This window comes from Acidimicrobiia bacterium (assembly GCA_016650365.1).
Lineage (GTDB): Bacteria > Actinomycetota > Acidimicrobiia > Spongiisociales > JAENVV01 > JAENVV01.
In genome coordinates, this window is record JAENVV010000266.1 from 1 (window position 1) to 16,436 (window position 16,436).

Sequence of the window (16,436 nt, forward strand, 5' to 3'; positions counted from 1 at the left end):
CCCTGGCGACGGTTATCGCTTCCCAGGCTCTGATTTCTGGCGTCTATTCGTTGACATCACAGGCCATTCAGCTCGGCTATCTGCCCCGCCAGCGGATTGACCACACCTCCCCGCATCATCAAGGTCAGATCTACGTCCCGACGATCAACTGGGTTCTCATGATCGCCGCAGTTGGCCTCGTTGTGACCTTCCAAACGTCAAGCGCCCTGGCAGCTGCCTACGGGGTTGGTGTGGCGACCGATATGGTCATAACCGCGATTCTCGTCGCGGTCGTGATGAAAGAACGTTGGAATTGGACTACTCCATTGGTCACGCTCGCGATCGCCACCTTTCTCGTGGTTGACCTGACCTTCTTCGGTGCCAACATCACGAAGGTCCCGGCCGGCGGCTGGTTCCCACTGGTTATCGGTGTGGTCGGCTTCGTGATCATGGCCACATGGAAACGCGGCCGCGAGCTTATGACTGCCCGGCTCAGAAATGCTGAGTTTCCAGCGGAGCGATTCATTCAGTCAATCGTCCAAAGCGATCAGCAACGCGCATCGGGCACGGGCGTCTACTTGCATTCTCAATCGGGATCCACTCCCCCATCGTTAATCACCAACCTCCGCCATCACGAGGTTCTGCACGAGAAGATCGTTCTCGTGAGCATCCAAATCAGCAGACACCCACGCGTGCAGCAGGCCCGCCGGTCGACTGTCCACGACCTTGGAGAAGGCTTCTATCAGGTCGAGTTGCTGTACGGGTTCATGGAGCAGCCAGATATACCGTTCGATTTGAAGAACATCGTTTCGTCGGGGTTCGGCTTCAGTGAGCAACGGGCAACCTATTTCCTTGGAAAGGAAACCATCCTCGCCACCGACCTTCCTGGCATGGCGATCTGGCGTGAACGTTTGTTCTCGGTGATGTATCGCAACTCGTCGAGCGCCGCCACCTTCTTCAACCTCCCCCACGATCGTGTTGTCGAGGTCGGCATCCAGGTGGCGATTTAGGCCCCTGTCCGCGCCTACCCCGACTCGCGACGGTATCGTCCTTCCGGGTTAGGTGCGGGTGGGTCATGCGACCCCCAGGCTGGGTCTCTACCCCGCACGCACCACGGTGCGACAGGTCGGTGTTGCAGATTGACCGACTCGGGCGTCTACTGGGTATGGAAAGGGATGTGCTCGCCATCGAACGCCGTTCAGACAGTGAGATCATCAGCTCCATGTATCCAGACCTACCCCGGTTCGCGGCTGTGGTAGCTCCATGGGACTTCGACCCGGACGACGTGCTCCATGGCGTCCTTGTCAACGTGCTCGGTAAGCGACCGTTACACGTTGTCGACGATCCTGGCGCCTACTTACGTCGGGCCATCGTCAACCACGTGAAGTCAGAACTGCGCAAGGTCAGAACCCGCCGGATGACGATTGATCTGCTCAAACGGTCCGTTGATCCGGTTGGTACGGTTGCCTACCCGTCTGACCTGTCGGATCTCATGGGTCTGCGACCGACCGAGCGAGCCGTGCTGTACCTCCACGATGTCGAAGGAATGCCCTTCGATGAGGTGGCTGAGGCGGTCGGAATCACCGCTGGCAATGCCCGGGTCACCGCGTCGCGGGCCCGCCAGAAGCTCAAGGACGTGTTCTCAGAGGAGGACCACCGATGAAGTACGAAGAGAAGTTCGAAATGATGGCGAATCGCGGTATGCCGATCGGTCCCATCGCGCTATTGGACCGGGTTCAGGCTCCCCCAGCCGCCACCGACAACGCGGACGGTCGCCGTTTTCGAGGTCTGGCTGTGGCGGTGACGACTTTTGTGGTGGTTCTGATCGGTGGCCTGCTCCTCGGCTGGTTCCGCGCCCCATTGGAGTTCATTGGCGGAGACGATAGTTCCATCGAATGGATCGAAATGACAGAACCCGCCTTCGTCGTCGCAGGTCCTGGCGGGCTCATTCGCATCACATACAGCGCCACATCGAATGACCCGGTCGTGGAATTTTCCGGTGACGCCCGCAGTTGGGCGCCGACTGAGGGCCTGCGGTTCGACACCCGGATGGGAGTTCGTGAAGTGGTCGCCACGAACACAACATGGCTTTTGCTGGCCACCGATAACACCACGACCGCCGCTCGAGCTTCTTCCGACGGCATAGCGTGGTCCGAAGTCGTCTTCCCCGACGCACTCAATGATGCTTTCGAGAGTATCGCCGGATCTCCAGGCGGCTTCATGGCTACCGCCTACGATGTGTTCGGCGTGGGATCGACCGTCTGGTGGTCCGCCGATGGCATCGACTGGGCAGAAGTGACCGACACGTTCCCGGGCGATCCTCAGGCAGGACGTCTCCTGAGTTCGGAAGGCGGAATTGTTTGGAGATCCTATGAGCGGCCAGACCAGTCGTCCCCTGTGACCCTGTTCATGACGGCTGACGGGACGAACTGGATCGAGACGAGGATTCCTTCTTCGCCTGAGGGGTCTGGAGTGGGGTCTGAGATGGACTTGCAGCTAATCGAATACGTCGGCAGCCAGTGGATTGCCTTCGGGCAGGTGTATCGAGTAGACGCCGACCCGGAGCTAGCGGTTTGGACATCACCAGATGGTATCGACTGGACGTCTCAGGTCGTCCCGCCGTTCGGGAAGGAGCCGGGCCACGCAGTCGAGGTCTCATGGGGTTGGTTGGTGGGGAGAAACTCTCTGGTGTCTGACTCCCTCTTGCTCGCACCGTGGACGATCCCCGTCTCGGGGGGCGTCGGGGAGACTCGGCGTGCGAACGGATCGTCGACCGGGACCGGCGAGTTGTGGATGACGTCAGACGGCCGCACCTGGCATCGCGAGCTCAACACTTCTGGAATGATCGATTCCTACGCGGCAACTGTCACCGACGACGGCTCATTGGCAGGCTTGTGGGCAAGGGTCCCGGAGTCTGACCCGGTTGCAGATGCGCCCGCCACCACATGGGCATCTCCGAACACGACAATACAATTCCAGCCGAACCCCCAGGATCTCGACCCTGTCGGTCAAGCTCTCCAGGATGCCATCCTGGCCGATGGGGTGGTCACCCGGGAAGAATTCGAGCAAGCGGCTGAAGGGTGGAAGACGTGCATGCAAGAGTTCGGGTTCCCAGACGCGGACTACGAGATCCACGCAAGCGGGGGTTGGTCACGCGGATGGAGCGCCGATCCCTGGGAGGGAGAGCCGGAAGATGCCCTCTGTGATGCCAACTACGTCACGCGGGTTCTCGACGGCATTCATCCCTGACTTTCAGTCGAATCCATCCAGAGCACTCTGGTTGTCTCAACTTCCTAATAGATGGCGCCTAGCACAGCCGCTCGGCCAGCATATTGACGAAAGCCTGGCGATCCACGTAGGTTACGACCTCGACGTTGGCCGGGTGGCCGGTTACTTCGAGCCAGTCGACGATGTCGTGGCCGCGGGCATGACCGTCACCGATCTCGACGTCGACGAAGCGATGCGCCGTTTCTGCAATTGAAGGATCGATGGCGACTGCCATGGCGATCGGATCGGGAAAGTCGAACCCGGGCAGTTTGGTCTCGGTCAGAGCAAAGTCGTTGAGAACCGCCTGAATGTCGACACAGAACTCGGCGTATGGCGTCCCGATCGAGCGGAGCTCGGCCGCCTGAGCCGGGTCGAAGGTGGCAGAAGCCACCGAGATGTCCCAGCCGATCATTGTCATTGCCATCCCCGAGCGCAACACCAGTTTGGCTGCTTCGGGATCGCACCAGAAGTTAAACTCACCGAGGGGCGTCACGTTGCCCGTCCCGGCGCCAGTTCCCCCCATGATGTAGCAGTGTTTGACGGCTCCGGCCATCTCGGGGGCCCGTAGAAGCGCTGCCGCCACGTTGGTGAGCGGTCCGATGGTGACCAGGTCGATGGCGCCTGGATCGGCCAAGAACGTCTCGACGATCACATCGACCGCCCGCCCCCGTGCGGGAACTCGACCAGACAGATCAAGCCCGATATCGCCCATACCGTCTGACCCATGGACGTTCTCCGCCGACTCAAGATCGCGCATCATTGGAGCGGCCAAGCCGGCGTACACGGGAAGCTCCGATTCGCAAAGCCCGACGGTGAACAACGCGTTCTGGACCGCCTGGTGGAGTGGCACATTGCCGGCCACCACCGTGATCGCTTCCACCTTGACAGAAGAATCGCGTAGCGCCATGACGAGCGCAACGGCATCGTCGGAGGCAGTGTCGGTGTCAATCAGCATGCGTTGCATCTAGGCCCGTCAGGTCGCAGAGAGCAGATGCTAGTAATTGCCGACCACGACCGGTTCTTGAGGCGATGCAGGAACTTGAGCCCGACCAGTCGGCAGCGATCGAGCAACCCGAGCTATGAGAAGGGACTTCGAAGCTCGCCCGGACCGATCAGGATGACGTTGGTGAGGTCGAATCGGTATCGGGCCGGGGTGCCGGTGAACTCCCCAGGGTGTTTTCGAGCGCTTTGACTCGCTGGGTGAGATGTACCAAGTAGGCCACCAGCAGAATGACGGGCAACAACACACCACCCATCACCAAAAACACGATCAGAAGTTCAGATGCAGATGCTGCCACGGCCCGACCCCTAGGCCCATGTTCTGGAACGATAGGCGGGATTCGGCGAGGCAATTCGAAGAACGCGTCAGAGATTGCCGAGATCCTGCGACAGCGCGCGACGTCGTTGGAGGCGATTGGCGCAATCGTATTGTTTTCCGAGCAACCGACCGCTCGTGACGGGTGTCTGGAGAGCCGCAAGTTGCCGGTCTGATCAATCGAAACCAGCAGGGCCGGGCTATTCCTCCTTGACCGACTCTTCGATCGCCCGCACCAGATCGTTGATCTCAAAGGGTCTTGCAAGCACGAAGCTGCAGCCGGCGTGGAGCGCATCGGTGTGAGCAGACGAGTCGGTGGAGACCGTCGAAGCCACGATCGGAAGCTCGTACCCGGCAGCGTCCTTCAACTCGCGGATCGACTCGGCACCGTTGGCACCTGGCAGCTGAAGGTCGACGATTGCTGCATCAAACCGTCTGGCGGCCGCGGCAGCCAATGCCTCGGAACTCGTTCCACACGTCACCACGACATGACCGCGTCGTTCGAGCATACGATTGGCCGACATACGGATCGTCGGGCTGGCATCAACCACGAGAAGATTGAGTCTGCGCCGTCTCTCACGCAGCCAGTGTTTTGTCACGAGGAGGGTTAGATCGAGTGGCGCCGGGCCAGCCAGAACCTCACGGGCAGCCTTGGCGACATCTTCGGGAGCGTACGGGCTTGTCAGGTATCCGGCGATCTGCAACTCCCGACACATGGCGGCATCGCCCCGCGTCCCGGTAGTAGTCAGGACCAGCATGTGAGTGGACCGTGATTCAGGCTGGTCCCGCATCGCTTCGGCGACAGCCAGTGGATCGTCCAGCGCTGAGATCACGACCAAAGCGTATGGCTCTCCCTGGTTGTAGGCCTCGACGAGTCGGGTCACAGGGTCAGCCGAGCCGACGGCTTCCGTCTGGAGGCCAAGTCGCCCGAGGGCTTCCTGTTTGGCTTCAGACAGTTCTCCAACAACCATGATCGGCAATCCGACCAGATCTGAACGTGAAGCTGGTTGCCGATGGACCGGATTGGAGTCGTCGATAACGATTTTGATAGTCGCTACGAACGTACTGCCGACTCCCGGTTCGCTGGTGAGGTTCAATTCCCCGCCCATCATTTCGGTCAGTCTCTTTGAAATCGTCAATCCAAGACCTGATCCACCGTGGGTTCGAGCGGTCGATTCGTCAGCCTGGGTGAACGATTCGAAGATTGCCGCCTGACGCTCGACCGGGATTCCCGAACCGGTGTCCGTCACTTCTATGGCCAAAAGCCCGGCCCCGTTGAGCGAAGCCCGCACCGTGATGCCGCCATTCTCGGTGAATTTCGTGGCGTTGCTGATTAGGTTCGCAACCACCTGTCGGATGCGTCCGGGGTCGCCGATGAGACGATCCGGGAGTTTGTCATCGAAGTCGAGGGTTAGCCACAGGTCGCGCTCGTTGAGCTGAGACGAGAAGCCAGCGACAATGTCAGACAATGTGTCGCGGACCGAGTACGGAATCTCCTCGATCGTGAGGCGGCCCGCCTCGAGCTTCGACATGTCGAGCAGGTCATTCACCAGGGTCAGCAAGCCGTCTCCGGCTTCGCTGATGATCTCCATGTATTCGGCCTGTTCCGGCGTAAGACGGGTTTCTCGTACGAGCTGGGTCATGCCGATGACAGCAGCCAGTTGGGTTCGGATCTCGTGTGACGTGTGCGCGAGGATCTCGGACTTGCGAACACTGTCCCGCTCGGCTTCCTCAAGGCGTTTCCGCAGGTCGTCGCCTGACGTCATAAATCCCTCTATTGCGATCGCAACACCCTACCGTTCGACCCCGCGCTATTGGGGTAAACAGCACCCAAGGATACTGATGAGCCAAAGAGGCGTTGTATTGATATCGGAAGCTCAATGCCATCCTTAAGACGTTCATCAGGTACTGGTTCGCCGAAGGTGGTCCCAACCGGGATTACTCCGGCCCAGACGTCGAAGTCATAGTCCTCCTCGTCATCAACCGGAGGACCGGTTCGCACCTTGGCCGAGGACCGATCAAGGGACAGTCGCAGCACTGAAGTGCCGCGTATTTCTTTCTCGGTCGTCGGACGCAGTTCGGCCTGGCGCCCCGGGACAATCTTGTCAGCGAAGAGATCGAGGGCGGCCGTCTTCGCTGCAGCGTCTTCGACCGGTTCGGCGACTCCAATCACTACCACTGATCGGTAATTCATCGAGTGGTGGAAGGCTGACCGTGCCAGTACCAGACCATCGACGATGGTGATCGTTGCGCAGATTTCGATTGGCTCCCCGGCCCGTCGCAACACCCCGGCGGCCGGTGCACCGTGGAGAAGAAGATCGTTCCCATCGACCGCATAGAACATCGGGATCACGATTGGGAGGCCGTCACGAATGGTGCCGACGTGGGCAATCGTGCCCTCGGCGAGAATCGCTTTGACGTCTTGGAGTTCGTAGCGAGCTCGATCCGGCAGACGCCGGACTCTGAGCTGGTCGTCAGCTTCAGTGGTCATGCCGAGAGAGCTTACAAGCCTGGCCAGAGATCCGATGTGCCCGCCGCCGGCGTTTCTGCGGGTCCCAGCGCCCGAATACGGGCGTACGAACCCCGGGTTCAACCCTGGGTTCGGGGGATTCGTCTCGGCTCGGGCCGCGCCGGGCCCGATCAGCTCCGGTGGGAGGCTCGTAGTTGCGACGTAGCCGTCTCGTCGACGGCTCCGTCGACGATGACGACTCCGTAGGTCTCTTGAGCCGATTCGACAGTGATGTAATCGCCGGCCACGTCGTCTGCCACCGCCGACGGATCGCGGTCGTATGGATCGCCGTGGCCGCCTCCCCCTGGCAGGCCAAGATAGAACGAGTCGCCCGGGGGGATGGACTGCTGGCCCTTGCCGCGCAAGACCGTTCCGGACCCCAACTCCACCCGGGTGGGGAGGCCCGCTCCGCCGCCATTGCGTCCCAGAGCGGGATTGTTCACTTTTTCGTATTGGGCAAGCACGTCGAACGGCATTCCGTCGATCCCCATGACCTCGATATCCTGGCCAAGGCCACCGCGGAATTTCCCTGGCCCGCCCGAGTCGCGTCGCAGTTCTTTGCGAAGGAAGACTACCGGGGCAATCGCTTCGGTTGCCTCGACAGGGACGCCACGGACGCCGTTGGGGAAGCCCGTCGCGCTCAGTCCATCCTTGGTAGGCCGAGCGCCCATACCACCGTTGTTGAAATGCATCATCTCGAACTCGACAATCTTGCCCTCATACTCGCCGGCTACCGACGAGCCTCCCCGAAGCTGCAGATTGGCCAGAGCACTCGAACTCTCGGCAAGCGTCCCGCCCGGAAGTACCGGATGCAGAGCCCCGAGGACCGTATCGGGGAGCAGATGTCCAATAATGTGGCGCAACGCAACCGGAGCAGGACGCTGCACATTGAGGATGCAATCCTCTGGAGCAATAACCTGGAGAGGCTCCATCGACCCGGCGTTGTTCGGAATATCGGGCGCGACCGCACATTTGATTCCGTACGTGGTGTAGGCCTTCGTGTAATTGAGCACGACATTGATCCCGTAGGTGCTCGGCTTCGACGTACCGGCGTAGTCAACGAGAATGGAGTCATCTGAGACCGTCACCGCGGCTTGGAGAGTGATCGGATGCTCGTAGCCGTCCATCGTGACGCTGTTGTGGTAGGTGCCGTTGGGTAGTTCGGCGATCCTCTTGATGGTCGCGGCTCGTGAGCTGTCGATGATGAAATCGGCGAGGTCGCCCAGGTCGTCTATCCCGAACTCGACCATCATGTCGACCATTCGCTCGGCGCCGACCTCGTTCCCGCCGGCAAACGCGAAGATATCGCCAACGACCTGGTTGGCCTCGCGGACATTCATCCGAATGATCTCAATGAGCGTCTCATTGAGATCCCCGGCCCGATACAGGTGAAGAATCGGAATGTCCAGGCCTTCCTCGTAGATCTGACGGCTGTCCGGCGTGAATCCTCGACCGCCGATATCGACCACGTGGCACGTGTTGGCGACCAGTCCCACGGCCCGACCATCGAAAAAGAACGGGGTAACGATCGTCACATCATTGTGATGACCTGAGGCCAGCCAGGGGTCGTTGGTGATGAGTACGTCACCAGGAACCATCGTGTCGATGGGATGTTTGGAGAGAAAGTGTTTGACGCATTCGGCAACCGAGTTGATGTGACCTGGCGTACCGGTGATTGCCTGAGCGAGCATCCTTCCCTGACGGTCGAAGACGGCGGCGGCCAGATCTCCAGCCTCCCTAACCGAGGTCGAGAACGCCGTCCGGATGAGCGCCTGAGCTTCTTCCTCGACGACGGCAATGAGCCGGTTCCACATGACGTTGTTATGGATTCGGGTAAGGGCATCACTCATTGACGGCCTCCATGACGATGTGACCGCCCGCTGAGATCGTGGCGTGGAACGAACCGGTGACCAGCGTGGCGGTGTTGGCCTCGACGATGATGGCTGGACCCGGCACAGAATCACCCGGGGCTAGGTCCGATCTGGCGTAGAGGTCCGCTTGCACGAGCTGCCCACTGTCGGCATCCATCACGGCCCGGGACCCGGTCGGGCGGGGGACTCTCTTCGAGTCCAGTACCACTTCGAGCGTCGAGTGCGCCGGGGCCGGGCTTGCCACCGTCAGCACCCAGCTCAAGATTTCAACGTCGACACCCGGGATGGCCCGACCGTACAGTCGCTCGTACTCCTGCTCGTAGGCGGACAGGAACTGGGCGGGCGACGACTCGTCGATGACCGCCGCGTCGATCGTGATCGGTAGTTCGACTCCTACTTCATGACCCTGCCCGATGTAGCGCATGTAGGCGAGTCGGGATTCATGAAGTGGCTGACCTGGCGCCCCGGCTTTTACGATCGGCGTCGCTTCGCGACGCATTGCATCGAGCAAGGAGTTGGCCCCGTCGATATCGAGGGCGCTGAGACGCTGGTGATACGTGCGAGTCACTTCGTAGGCCACCGGAGCGCGAAGAAATCCGATGGCAGATCCGATTCCCGCCCCGGGTGGGATGACCACACGACGAATCGACAGCTTCTCGGCCAGTCGGGCGGCGTGGAGCGGAGCGGCTCCCCCAAAAGCGATCATCGTCTTGGTTTCGACCCGTTGCCCGCTCTCGACGGTGTGCACCCGGGCGGCATTCGACATGTTTTCGTCCACGATCTCTGCCACGCCAAGAGCTGCCGAACCGGTATCGAGCCCCAGCGGGTCGCCGATAACGCGCGAAATCGCCTCTGAGGCTGCTCTGGCGTCAAGCTGCATCCGCCCGTCGGCGAAATTGGCAGGATCAATCTTGCCAAGCACAACGTCGGCGTCGGTGACGGTCGGTTCCAAACCACCCAGGCCATAAGCCGCCGGTCCGGGATCTGAGCCGGCACTCTCGGGACCCACGGAGATGCGGCCCATCGCATCAAGATGGGCTATGGAGCCGCCGCCGGCTCCGATTTCGACCATTTCAATGACCGGAATACGCAACGGGAGGCCACTCCCCCGCATAAAACGATACATCCGGGCGACTTCAAAGCTCCGGGAGGTCTGTGGATGGCCGTCCTGAATCAGACAAATCTTGGCGGTGGTACCGCCCATGTCGTAAGACAAAACATCGGAGAAGCCCAGGTCACGGGCTATGGACCCGGCAAAAATGGCCCCGCCGGCCGGGCCGGACTCGACAAGGCGAACCGGGAAGCGGCGAGCAGTTTCAATGGTCGTGATACCCCCACCGGACAACATCAGATGGAGAGGGCAGGTAATCCCGATCCGCTGGAGCTCGGCTGCCAGGCCATCAAGATGCCGGCTCATGAGGGGTTGGACATAGGCGTTGGCGCAAGCCGTCGAAAGACGTTCGTATTCGCGCATCTCGGGTGAGACTTCGCTCGACAGGGTTATCTCCACATCGGGAAGGTGGCGAGCGAGGATTTCGCCTGCCTGCTGCTCGTGGTCGGCGTTCACGTAGCTGTGCATGAAGCCCACGGCTACAGCCTGGACTCCGGCGGTTTCGAGGAGAAGGGCGGCATCTACGACGTCCTGAGCGTGCAACGGTGCCAGTACCCGGCCCCTGGCGTCGATCCGTTCGGTGATTGGCCGGCGCAACCTGCGGGGTACGAGTGGATCCGGAAGGTCAATGTTGATGTCGTATTGCTCGTAACGATTCTCGTTACGCATTTCCACCGAATCGCGGAATCCCCGAGTCGTCAGCAGGCCGGTCGGTGAACCTTTCCTCTCGATGAGCAGGTTGGTTGCCAGAGTCGTTCCATAGATGACCTGGGTCACCTCGGCGGCCGCCAACCCGGCGGTTTCGAGGACCTCCTTGATGCCGGTGATCGCCCCCCGCTCTGGTGCGTCGTGGGTGGTCAGCGTTTTGGCGGCGATAGGTCCAGCTTCCCGTTCCAGCGCTACGTCTGTGAACGTGCCTCCGATATCAACCCCGATGCGGATTTCCATGCCGGGAACGCTAGCCGCCGTTCGCGAGGTCGAGGTCGTCACTCACGCTTGGTCCGAACCCGAATCCAACAATTCGATGGACCCGAACCGATAGTCCGACCAACCCGCATGCGACCTAGTGGGCGATCTCCCAAATGTGGTCTCCGGGTCCCTGAAACTGGCCGTCCGGATCCCTCAGGGGCGATCCGTCGGACCATTGAGCAATACGACACCGCGTTTGATCAGTCTGCGCACATCGCTACTACATCTTCGACGGCGATGGTTGCTGCACGGCATGAACCAACGTGTGGTCCGGCGACTGCGCCGGGCGATCAGGTCTCCGGCTTCCGACTCCTTCAGCAAAATTGATGACGGTGTTCCCGAAGGCGGATGCAGCCGAGTCATCGTCCTCATAGAAGACTTCAAACCGAAGACGGCCTCGTAAGTTGATTCGTCGACGCCAGATCTTTTACAAATAGTGTGATAGCGCCGATGCCCGCCGGCCACTCGGGCATGGCCATCCTTCAGTCTCTCGGTGGACGATATCCCGTGGAACCATCGATGAGTTCTCGGAGGATGTCCGCATGCCCGGCGTGGCGGGCGGTTTCCTCGATCATGTGGAGGATCACCCAGCGCATCGAGACCATGTCACCGAACCAGGCGGTCCCTTCACCATCGAGGCCTACCTCAGCCATGGCCAGATCCGAGGCGTCGCAGGCGCGTCGATAGAACCCGAGAATGTCTTCGGTCGTCTCGTCGTTGTTGACCCGCAGATCGGCGTCTTCGTCGTCGTCGTCGAACGGGAGCGGCTCGGTGGCCCTCCCAAACGTCGTGCAGAACCAGCCATATTCGACGGCGGCCAGATGCTTGACGATCCCCAGGAGGTTGGTTCCGCTGGGGGTCATGGGTCGCCGGAGCTCTTCGTCGGTCAGGTCTTCGAGTTTCCAGACCATGACCTCGCGTTGTTTATTGAGAATGGAAACCAGCATCGGTCCTTCGTCGCCGGTGACCGGATACGCGTCGTTCATAGTTCTGACACGACGAGCGTGACGGTCTCGGCGAGGTGTTCGACGTCGGCCTGCGTGATACCAAGATGGGTCACCAGCCGACTGGAGGAGCGGCCGGTGAGCGCAATGATGCCGTGATCCTTGAGCCTCGCAGCGAACGACACATAATCCAGGACGCCGAAGTCGACGAACACCATGTTTGTTGCTTGTCCCTTAACCGTCACTCCTGGTACATTTCCAAGCAACTTGGCTAGCAGTTCGGCGTTGGCGTGGTCATCGGCCAGGCGGTCGATGTTGTGATCGAGGGCGTAGATGCCACCGGCGGCAATGATGCCTGCCTGGCGCATTCCTCCTCCGAGCATCTTGCGCCAGCGTCGGGCCTCCCGGATCAGGTCGATCGAGCCGACCAGAACAGAACCGACCGGTGCCCCAAGGCCCTTTGACAAGCAAACCGAAACGCTGTCAAAAGGCTCCGCGATCACCGACGGAGCGACGCCGAGGGCTACCGCGGCATTCCAGATTCTCGCTCCATCGAGGTGGAGTGCCAGATCCCGCTCGTCGACGAACATTCGGGCTGCCTTCAGGTAATCGAGCGGCACGACCTTCCCGTTGTGGGTGTTTTCAAGGCAGAGGAGCCTCGTGTTGGCGAAGTGGTCATCGTGAGGCTTTATGACTGAGGCAACCCGGGTCAGATCCAAAGAGCCATCCGGTTCGAAGTCGATCGGCTGCGGTTGGATGGACCCAAGAACCGCCCCACCGCCAGCCTCGTACTTGTAGGTGTGGGCCAACTGTCCAACGATGTATTCGTCACCACGCTGGCAGTGAGCCATCAGGGCAATCAGGTTCGACTGAGTCCCACTGGGCACGAACACTGCCGCTTCTTTGCCGAGTAATGAAGCCGTCTTCGCTTCAAGAGCGTTGATCGTCGGGTCGTCGCCGAACACATCGTCACCAACCTCGGCGGCTGCCATTGCCGCCCGCATCCCATCGGTCGGTTTCGTGACCGTATCGCTTCGAAAGTCAATCATGGCCTGAATCTATCAGCCTCCCGGTCGGGCTGGTTCAAGAAGCCCGCACCTAGCGGGTTGGCGATGTGTGGTCATCAGACCCGGCATGCGACCTGGCGTGAATAATCGCTTCTTCTGTCGTGGCAAAGACGTGGTGACGGTCTCGACTGATTTTGTCGAGAACCCCGGTTCGAGTAAGCAGGTCCAGGGGCTGCGGTTGCAGGCCCGACACGAAAACCAGGATGTGACGGTTTGCCAATCTTTCAACAAGGCTTTCGAGTGCACCCAGGCCCGTGGCATCCATAACTGGCACCGTGCGCATCCTGAGGATCACTACTTTGGCCGACGGCCCCACCTTGAGTAGCTGATCGAAGAAACGATTGGCCGCTCCGAAAAAGACCGGGCCGTCGATGCGATAGGCAATGACGCTCTCATGCAAGAGATGTTCTTCTTCGGCGATCTCGGTCTCCGTATCGTGTCGAACCCCGAGCTCGGTTCCGAGCGGTTCGGAGTCGATGCTGAGCAGGTTGCTCATCCTGATGATGAAGAGGATTCCGGCAGCCACCATTCCTACCTCGATCGCCAGGATGAGGTCGAACACAACGGTGACCACCATCGTCAAGACCAGAACGAAGGCGTCCGATTTGGTAGAACGGAAAATGATCCTGACTGCCTCGGATTCGGCCATTCGCACGGCGACCACCATCAGGATCCCGGCCAGCACGGCGAGAGGTATGGATGATGCGAGCGGCGCCAGAAACAGAACAATCACCATGATCAACACTCCGTGGAGCACCGCTGCCAGACGGGTGCGGGCCCCCGACCTGACGTTCACCGCGGTCCGAGCCAATGCTCCCGTGGCGGGCATTCCTCCAAACAAGCTGCTGGCGATGTTGGCCAGGCCCTGACCGAATAGTTCCCGGTCAGGGTCATGGCGCTCCTCAATCGTCATACCGTCAGCCACCACGGCCGACAACAGACTCTCGAGCGCCGCTAGTACGGCAACTGCCAGGGCGGCCCGGAAGAGATCAGTGAACTGGTCGATCGAGATTGACGGAAGCTGGGGCATCGGAAGACCGCGGGGAACACCGGAAAGGCGCTCGACGTTATCAAAGTAGGGAACGAGCGAAACCGCAGTCCCGACCAAAAGCGCCACGAGACTGGCGGGGACCACCCTCAACCGTGGAACCCGCAGCCAACTCCACATCACGGCGACGGTGACCAGGGCCACGATGATGGCGGGCGCTTGCGGTGATTCGACAAATTTCGATAGGGTGCGGCCCGTCACAATCAGCACCGAACTTCCGGTGCCCTTCTCGACGCCGAGCGCGCCGGGAAGTTGCTGCAGGAAGATAATGACCGCGATGCCGTTCGTGAATCCGGCGATCACGGGCCAGGGAATGTACTGCACATATCGACCGACTCTGGCGGCTGCCATGACCAGCAGGACCATCCCGGCCATGATTCCGACCAGACCAAGGGCGGCGACCCCATACCTCGCCACCACCGGAAGCAAAACGACGGTCATAGCTCCGGTAGGGCCTGAAACCTGAAAATTCGAACCGCCGAAGATGGCGGCCACGATGCCCGCCACGATCGCCGTGATGACCCCCGACGCGGCTCCCGCTCCTGAAGTGACCCCAAAGCCAAGGGCCAGTGGGAGCGCAACGATCGCCACGGTCAGTCCCGCCAGAAAATCGCTCCGGAAATGGCGTAGTGAATAATCGGTGCGTTGAGGAAGCAGGCTGAGAATGGGCACTTACCCGGCATACTAGGACCATCCAGACGGGTGCTCGTCGTCGGGGAAGGCCCGTCGAACCGGCCGGCAACGCACCAAATTGCCGTGAAAGAACTGTCCGCGACAGGTGCTTTTGCCTGCCTGCGACGCTAGCCTGAATATGGCCTCAAATTACGAGGCATGCAACAGAGAGGACGACCATGGAGGACCTCCACGCCAATCCGGCTCCGTTGGGTTATTTTGCCCTCGGTATCGCCCTGATCACGGTCGGCTTGTCTCAGGCAAGCTTCTTTGAGTTCGGCACGCTGGGATCGGTAGTGGCCGTGGCTGCCGCCGTATCGATGGTGGTCGCAGGTCTACTCGGCTACCACGCTCGTTCCACGTTCGGATTCGCAGCATTCTCGCTGTTAGGAATGTTCTGGTTCTCGATGGCTGCACTCTGGATCCTCGACGAGATCGATCACTCCTTGGTTCGCGATCGGCAATATATTGCCTGGTACCTGGCCGTGTGGACGCTGATCGGTGGCATTCTCTTCGTGGCAAGCCGTCGTCGGGCATTCGCCATTCAGGTCGTGTTCGCCATTTTGACGGTGTGGTTCGGTTTGTTCGCGATTTCTGAATTCACGGGTAGCGAAATCGTTCTCCAGATGGCCGGCTTCGAGGGCCTCATCACGGGAGCCGTTTCGGTGTATCTGGCCGGAGCGCTCCTCATCAACGAAACCACCAAACGAAACCTGCTCCCCATTGGCGAACCATTCATGTCGACGATCATCATTCCCGACGACATCAGCCAACTATTCGACTGAGAGCAACTCCAAGAGCCGACCATTGCCGGTGATTGCACTTTCTGCTGGCAGCACCGTCAACGGTGGGCGGACCCGGTTCCAACCCGGGTAGTCGGTTGCATGCGCAAGCCAAGCTTTCATCGTCGGGATCGTCCCGGTCGATTCGATGATGCTCCGTACGGCCAGCATGTTCGAGTCATCCACGGTGGGATCAGAGCGCCTGTCCCAAACAGCCCGGATGACCGGTGCCGAGATGTTCGCTGTGGCGGAGATCACGCCCCGGCCCCCATGGCGAGCTCCCTCGAGCATCAGTCGCTCGGTGCCAGGAAGGACGGCGAGTTGGTCGTCCTGTAAGAAACCGTGCAGATTGCTTATCTGACCGCTTGAGTCCTTGAGGCCGACCAGGTTTTGTGGGAAACGCTCCCGTATCGACCGGATGATCCCGGCGGTAATTGGCACCATTGACAGAGCCGGAAAGTGATAGAGATACAGACTCAGGTCGGAGCCGATGACCTGGCAGAGCGACCCATACATTGCGGCGACTCCGACATCCGAGACGCCTTTATAAAAGTATGGCGGAATCACCAGGGTGCCCAACACCTCTGCCTGGGTGGCATGGCGAGTGAGTTCGACCGTATCGGGAAACGCTGAACAGCCGGTACCGACCACGATCTGATCGCGAGCGATTCCCCCATCAAGGAGGGCGTCCAGTGCGGCGATCCGCTCTGATACCGAAAACGACGGAGCTTCGCCCGTCGACCCAAAGAGCACGATTCCATGACAGCCGCTCCCGAGCAACCGTTGACAATGATCAACGAGCAGTGCGTGATCGATGTCGAGTTTGTCGGTCAGAGGAGTGAGCGTAGGTGCCCAAACCCCTTCAGCAGGTGTCATCATCCAGCCACACTAGTAAGGTCGCC

General features: G+C 60.4%; 14 protein-coding genes. 4 read left to right on the plus strand and 10 right to left on the minus strand.

Translation table 11 applies throughout. The annotated features are described in order from the left end of the window. The 3 genes from JJE47_15165 to JJE47_15175 all read left to right on the plus strand — a co-directional run. Nucleotides 1–989, plus strand: a 989-nt coding sequence (locus JJE47_15165) for a KUP/HAK/KT family potassium transporter (GenBank protein ID MBK5268759.1), incomplete at its 5' end; no start/stop codon positions are given. Nucleotides 990–1,108: 119 nt separating this feature from the next. Further along, nucleotides 1,109–1,642 (plus strand): sigma-70 family RNA polymerase sigma factor, encoded by a 534-nt coding sequence (locus JJE47_15170; GenBank protein ID MBK5268760.1) that lies wholly within the window; start codon nt 1,109–1,111, stop codon nt 1,640–1,642. Then, nucleotides 1,639–3,228, plus strand: coding sequence for a hypothetical protein (locus JJE47_15175; protein MBK5268761.1), 1,590 nt, complete (start codon nt 1,639–1,641; stop codon nt 3,226–3,228). Before JJE47_15170 ends, JJE47_15175 begins: the two co-directional genes overlap by 4 nt. Before the next feature lie 58 nt (nt 3,229–3,286). On the opposite strand, the gene JJE47_15180 is transcribed toward JJE47_15175, so the two are convergent. The 9 genes from JJE47_15180 to JJE47_15220 form a co-directional block, all read right to left on the minus strand. Next, nucleotides 3,287–4,201, minus strand: a complete 915-nt coding sequence (locus JJE47_15180) for a nucleoside hydrolase (GenBank protein MBK5268762.1) — start codon at nt 4,199–4,201, stop codon at nt 3,287–3,289. Between the two features lie 157 nt (nt 4,202–4,358). Beyond that, a complete protein-coding gene (locus tag JJE47_15185) occupies nt 4,359–4,544 on the minus strand; it encodes a hypothetical protein (GenBank protein ID MBK5268763.1) in 186 nt (61 codons plus the stop codon). Between the two features lie 217 nt (nt 4,545–4,761). Next, nucleotides 4,762–6,327, minus strand: a complete 1,566-nt coding sequence (locus JJE47_15190) for a response regulator (GenBank protein ID MBK5268764.1) — start codon at nt 6,325–6,327, stop codon at nt 4,762–4,764. Between the two features lie 8 nt (nt 6,328–6,335). After that, a complete protein-coding gene (locus JJE47_15195) occupies nt 6,336–7,052 on the minus strand; it encodes a pyridoxamine 5'-phosphate oxidase family protein (protein MBK5268765.1) in 717 nt (238 codons plus the stop codon). 149 nt (nt 7,053–7,201) lie between these two features. Then, the gene (locus JJE47_15200) at nt 7,202–8,920 is read right to left on the minus strand and encodes a hydantoinase B/oxoprolinase family protein (GenBank protein ID MBK5268766.1); all 1,719 of its coding nucleotides are present in this window, start codon (nt 8,918–8,920) and stop codon (nt 7,202–7,204) included. Further along, the gene (locus tag JJE47_15205) at nt 8,913–11,000 is read right to left on the minus strand and encodes a hydantoinase/oxoprolinase family protein (protein ID MBK5268767.1); all 2,088 of its coding nucleotides are present in this window, start codon (nt 10,998–11,000) and stop codon (nt 8,913–8,915) included. Before JJE47_15205 ends, JJE47_15200 begins: the two co-directional genes overlap by 8 nt. A gap of 503 nt (nt 11,001–11,503) precedes the next feature. Beyond that, nucleotides 11,504–12,007, minus strand: coding sequence for a DinB family protein (locus JJE47_15210; GenBank protein MBK5268768.1), 504 nt, complete (start codon nt 12,005–12,007; stop codon nt 11,504–11,506). Then, the gene (ltaE, locus tag JJE47_15215; protein ID MBK5268769.1) at nt 12,004–13,014 is read right to left on the minus strand and encodes a low-specificity L-threonine aldolase; all 1,011 of its coding nucleotides are present in this window, start codon (nt 13,012–13,014) and stop codon (nt 12,004–12,006) included. The genes JJE47_15210 and ltaE overlap by 4 nt, the downstream gene beginning before the upstream one ends. Nucleotides 13,015–13,063: 49 nt before the next feature. After that, entirely contained in the window at nt 13,064–14,752 is a 1,689-nt protein-coding gene (locus JJE47_15220; protein ID MBK5268770.1) for a SulP family inorganic anion transporter, read from the minus strand. Nucleotides 14,753–14,931: 179 nt separating this feature from the next. On the opposite strand from JJE47_15220, the gene JJE47_15225 reads away from it, so the two are divergent. Then, a complete protein-coding gene (locus JJE47_15225) occupies nt 14,932–15,537 on the plus strand; it encodes an acetate uptake transporter (protein MBK5268771.1) in 606 nt (201 codons plus the stop codon). Here JJE47_15225 and JJE47_15230 read toward each other — a convergent pair. After that, nucleotides 15,526–16,413, minus strand: a complete 888-nt coding sequence (locus tag JJE47_15230; protein ID MBK5268772.1) for a dihydrodipicolinate synthase family protein — start codon at nt 16,411–16,413, stop codon at nt 15,526–15,528. The two genes, JJE47_15225 and JJE47_15230, sit on opposite strands and share 12 nt — an antisense overlap. Between the last annotated feature and the right edge of the window lie 23 nt (nt 16,414–16,436).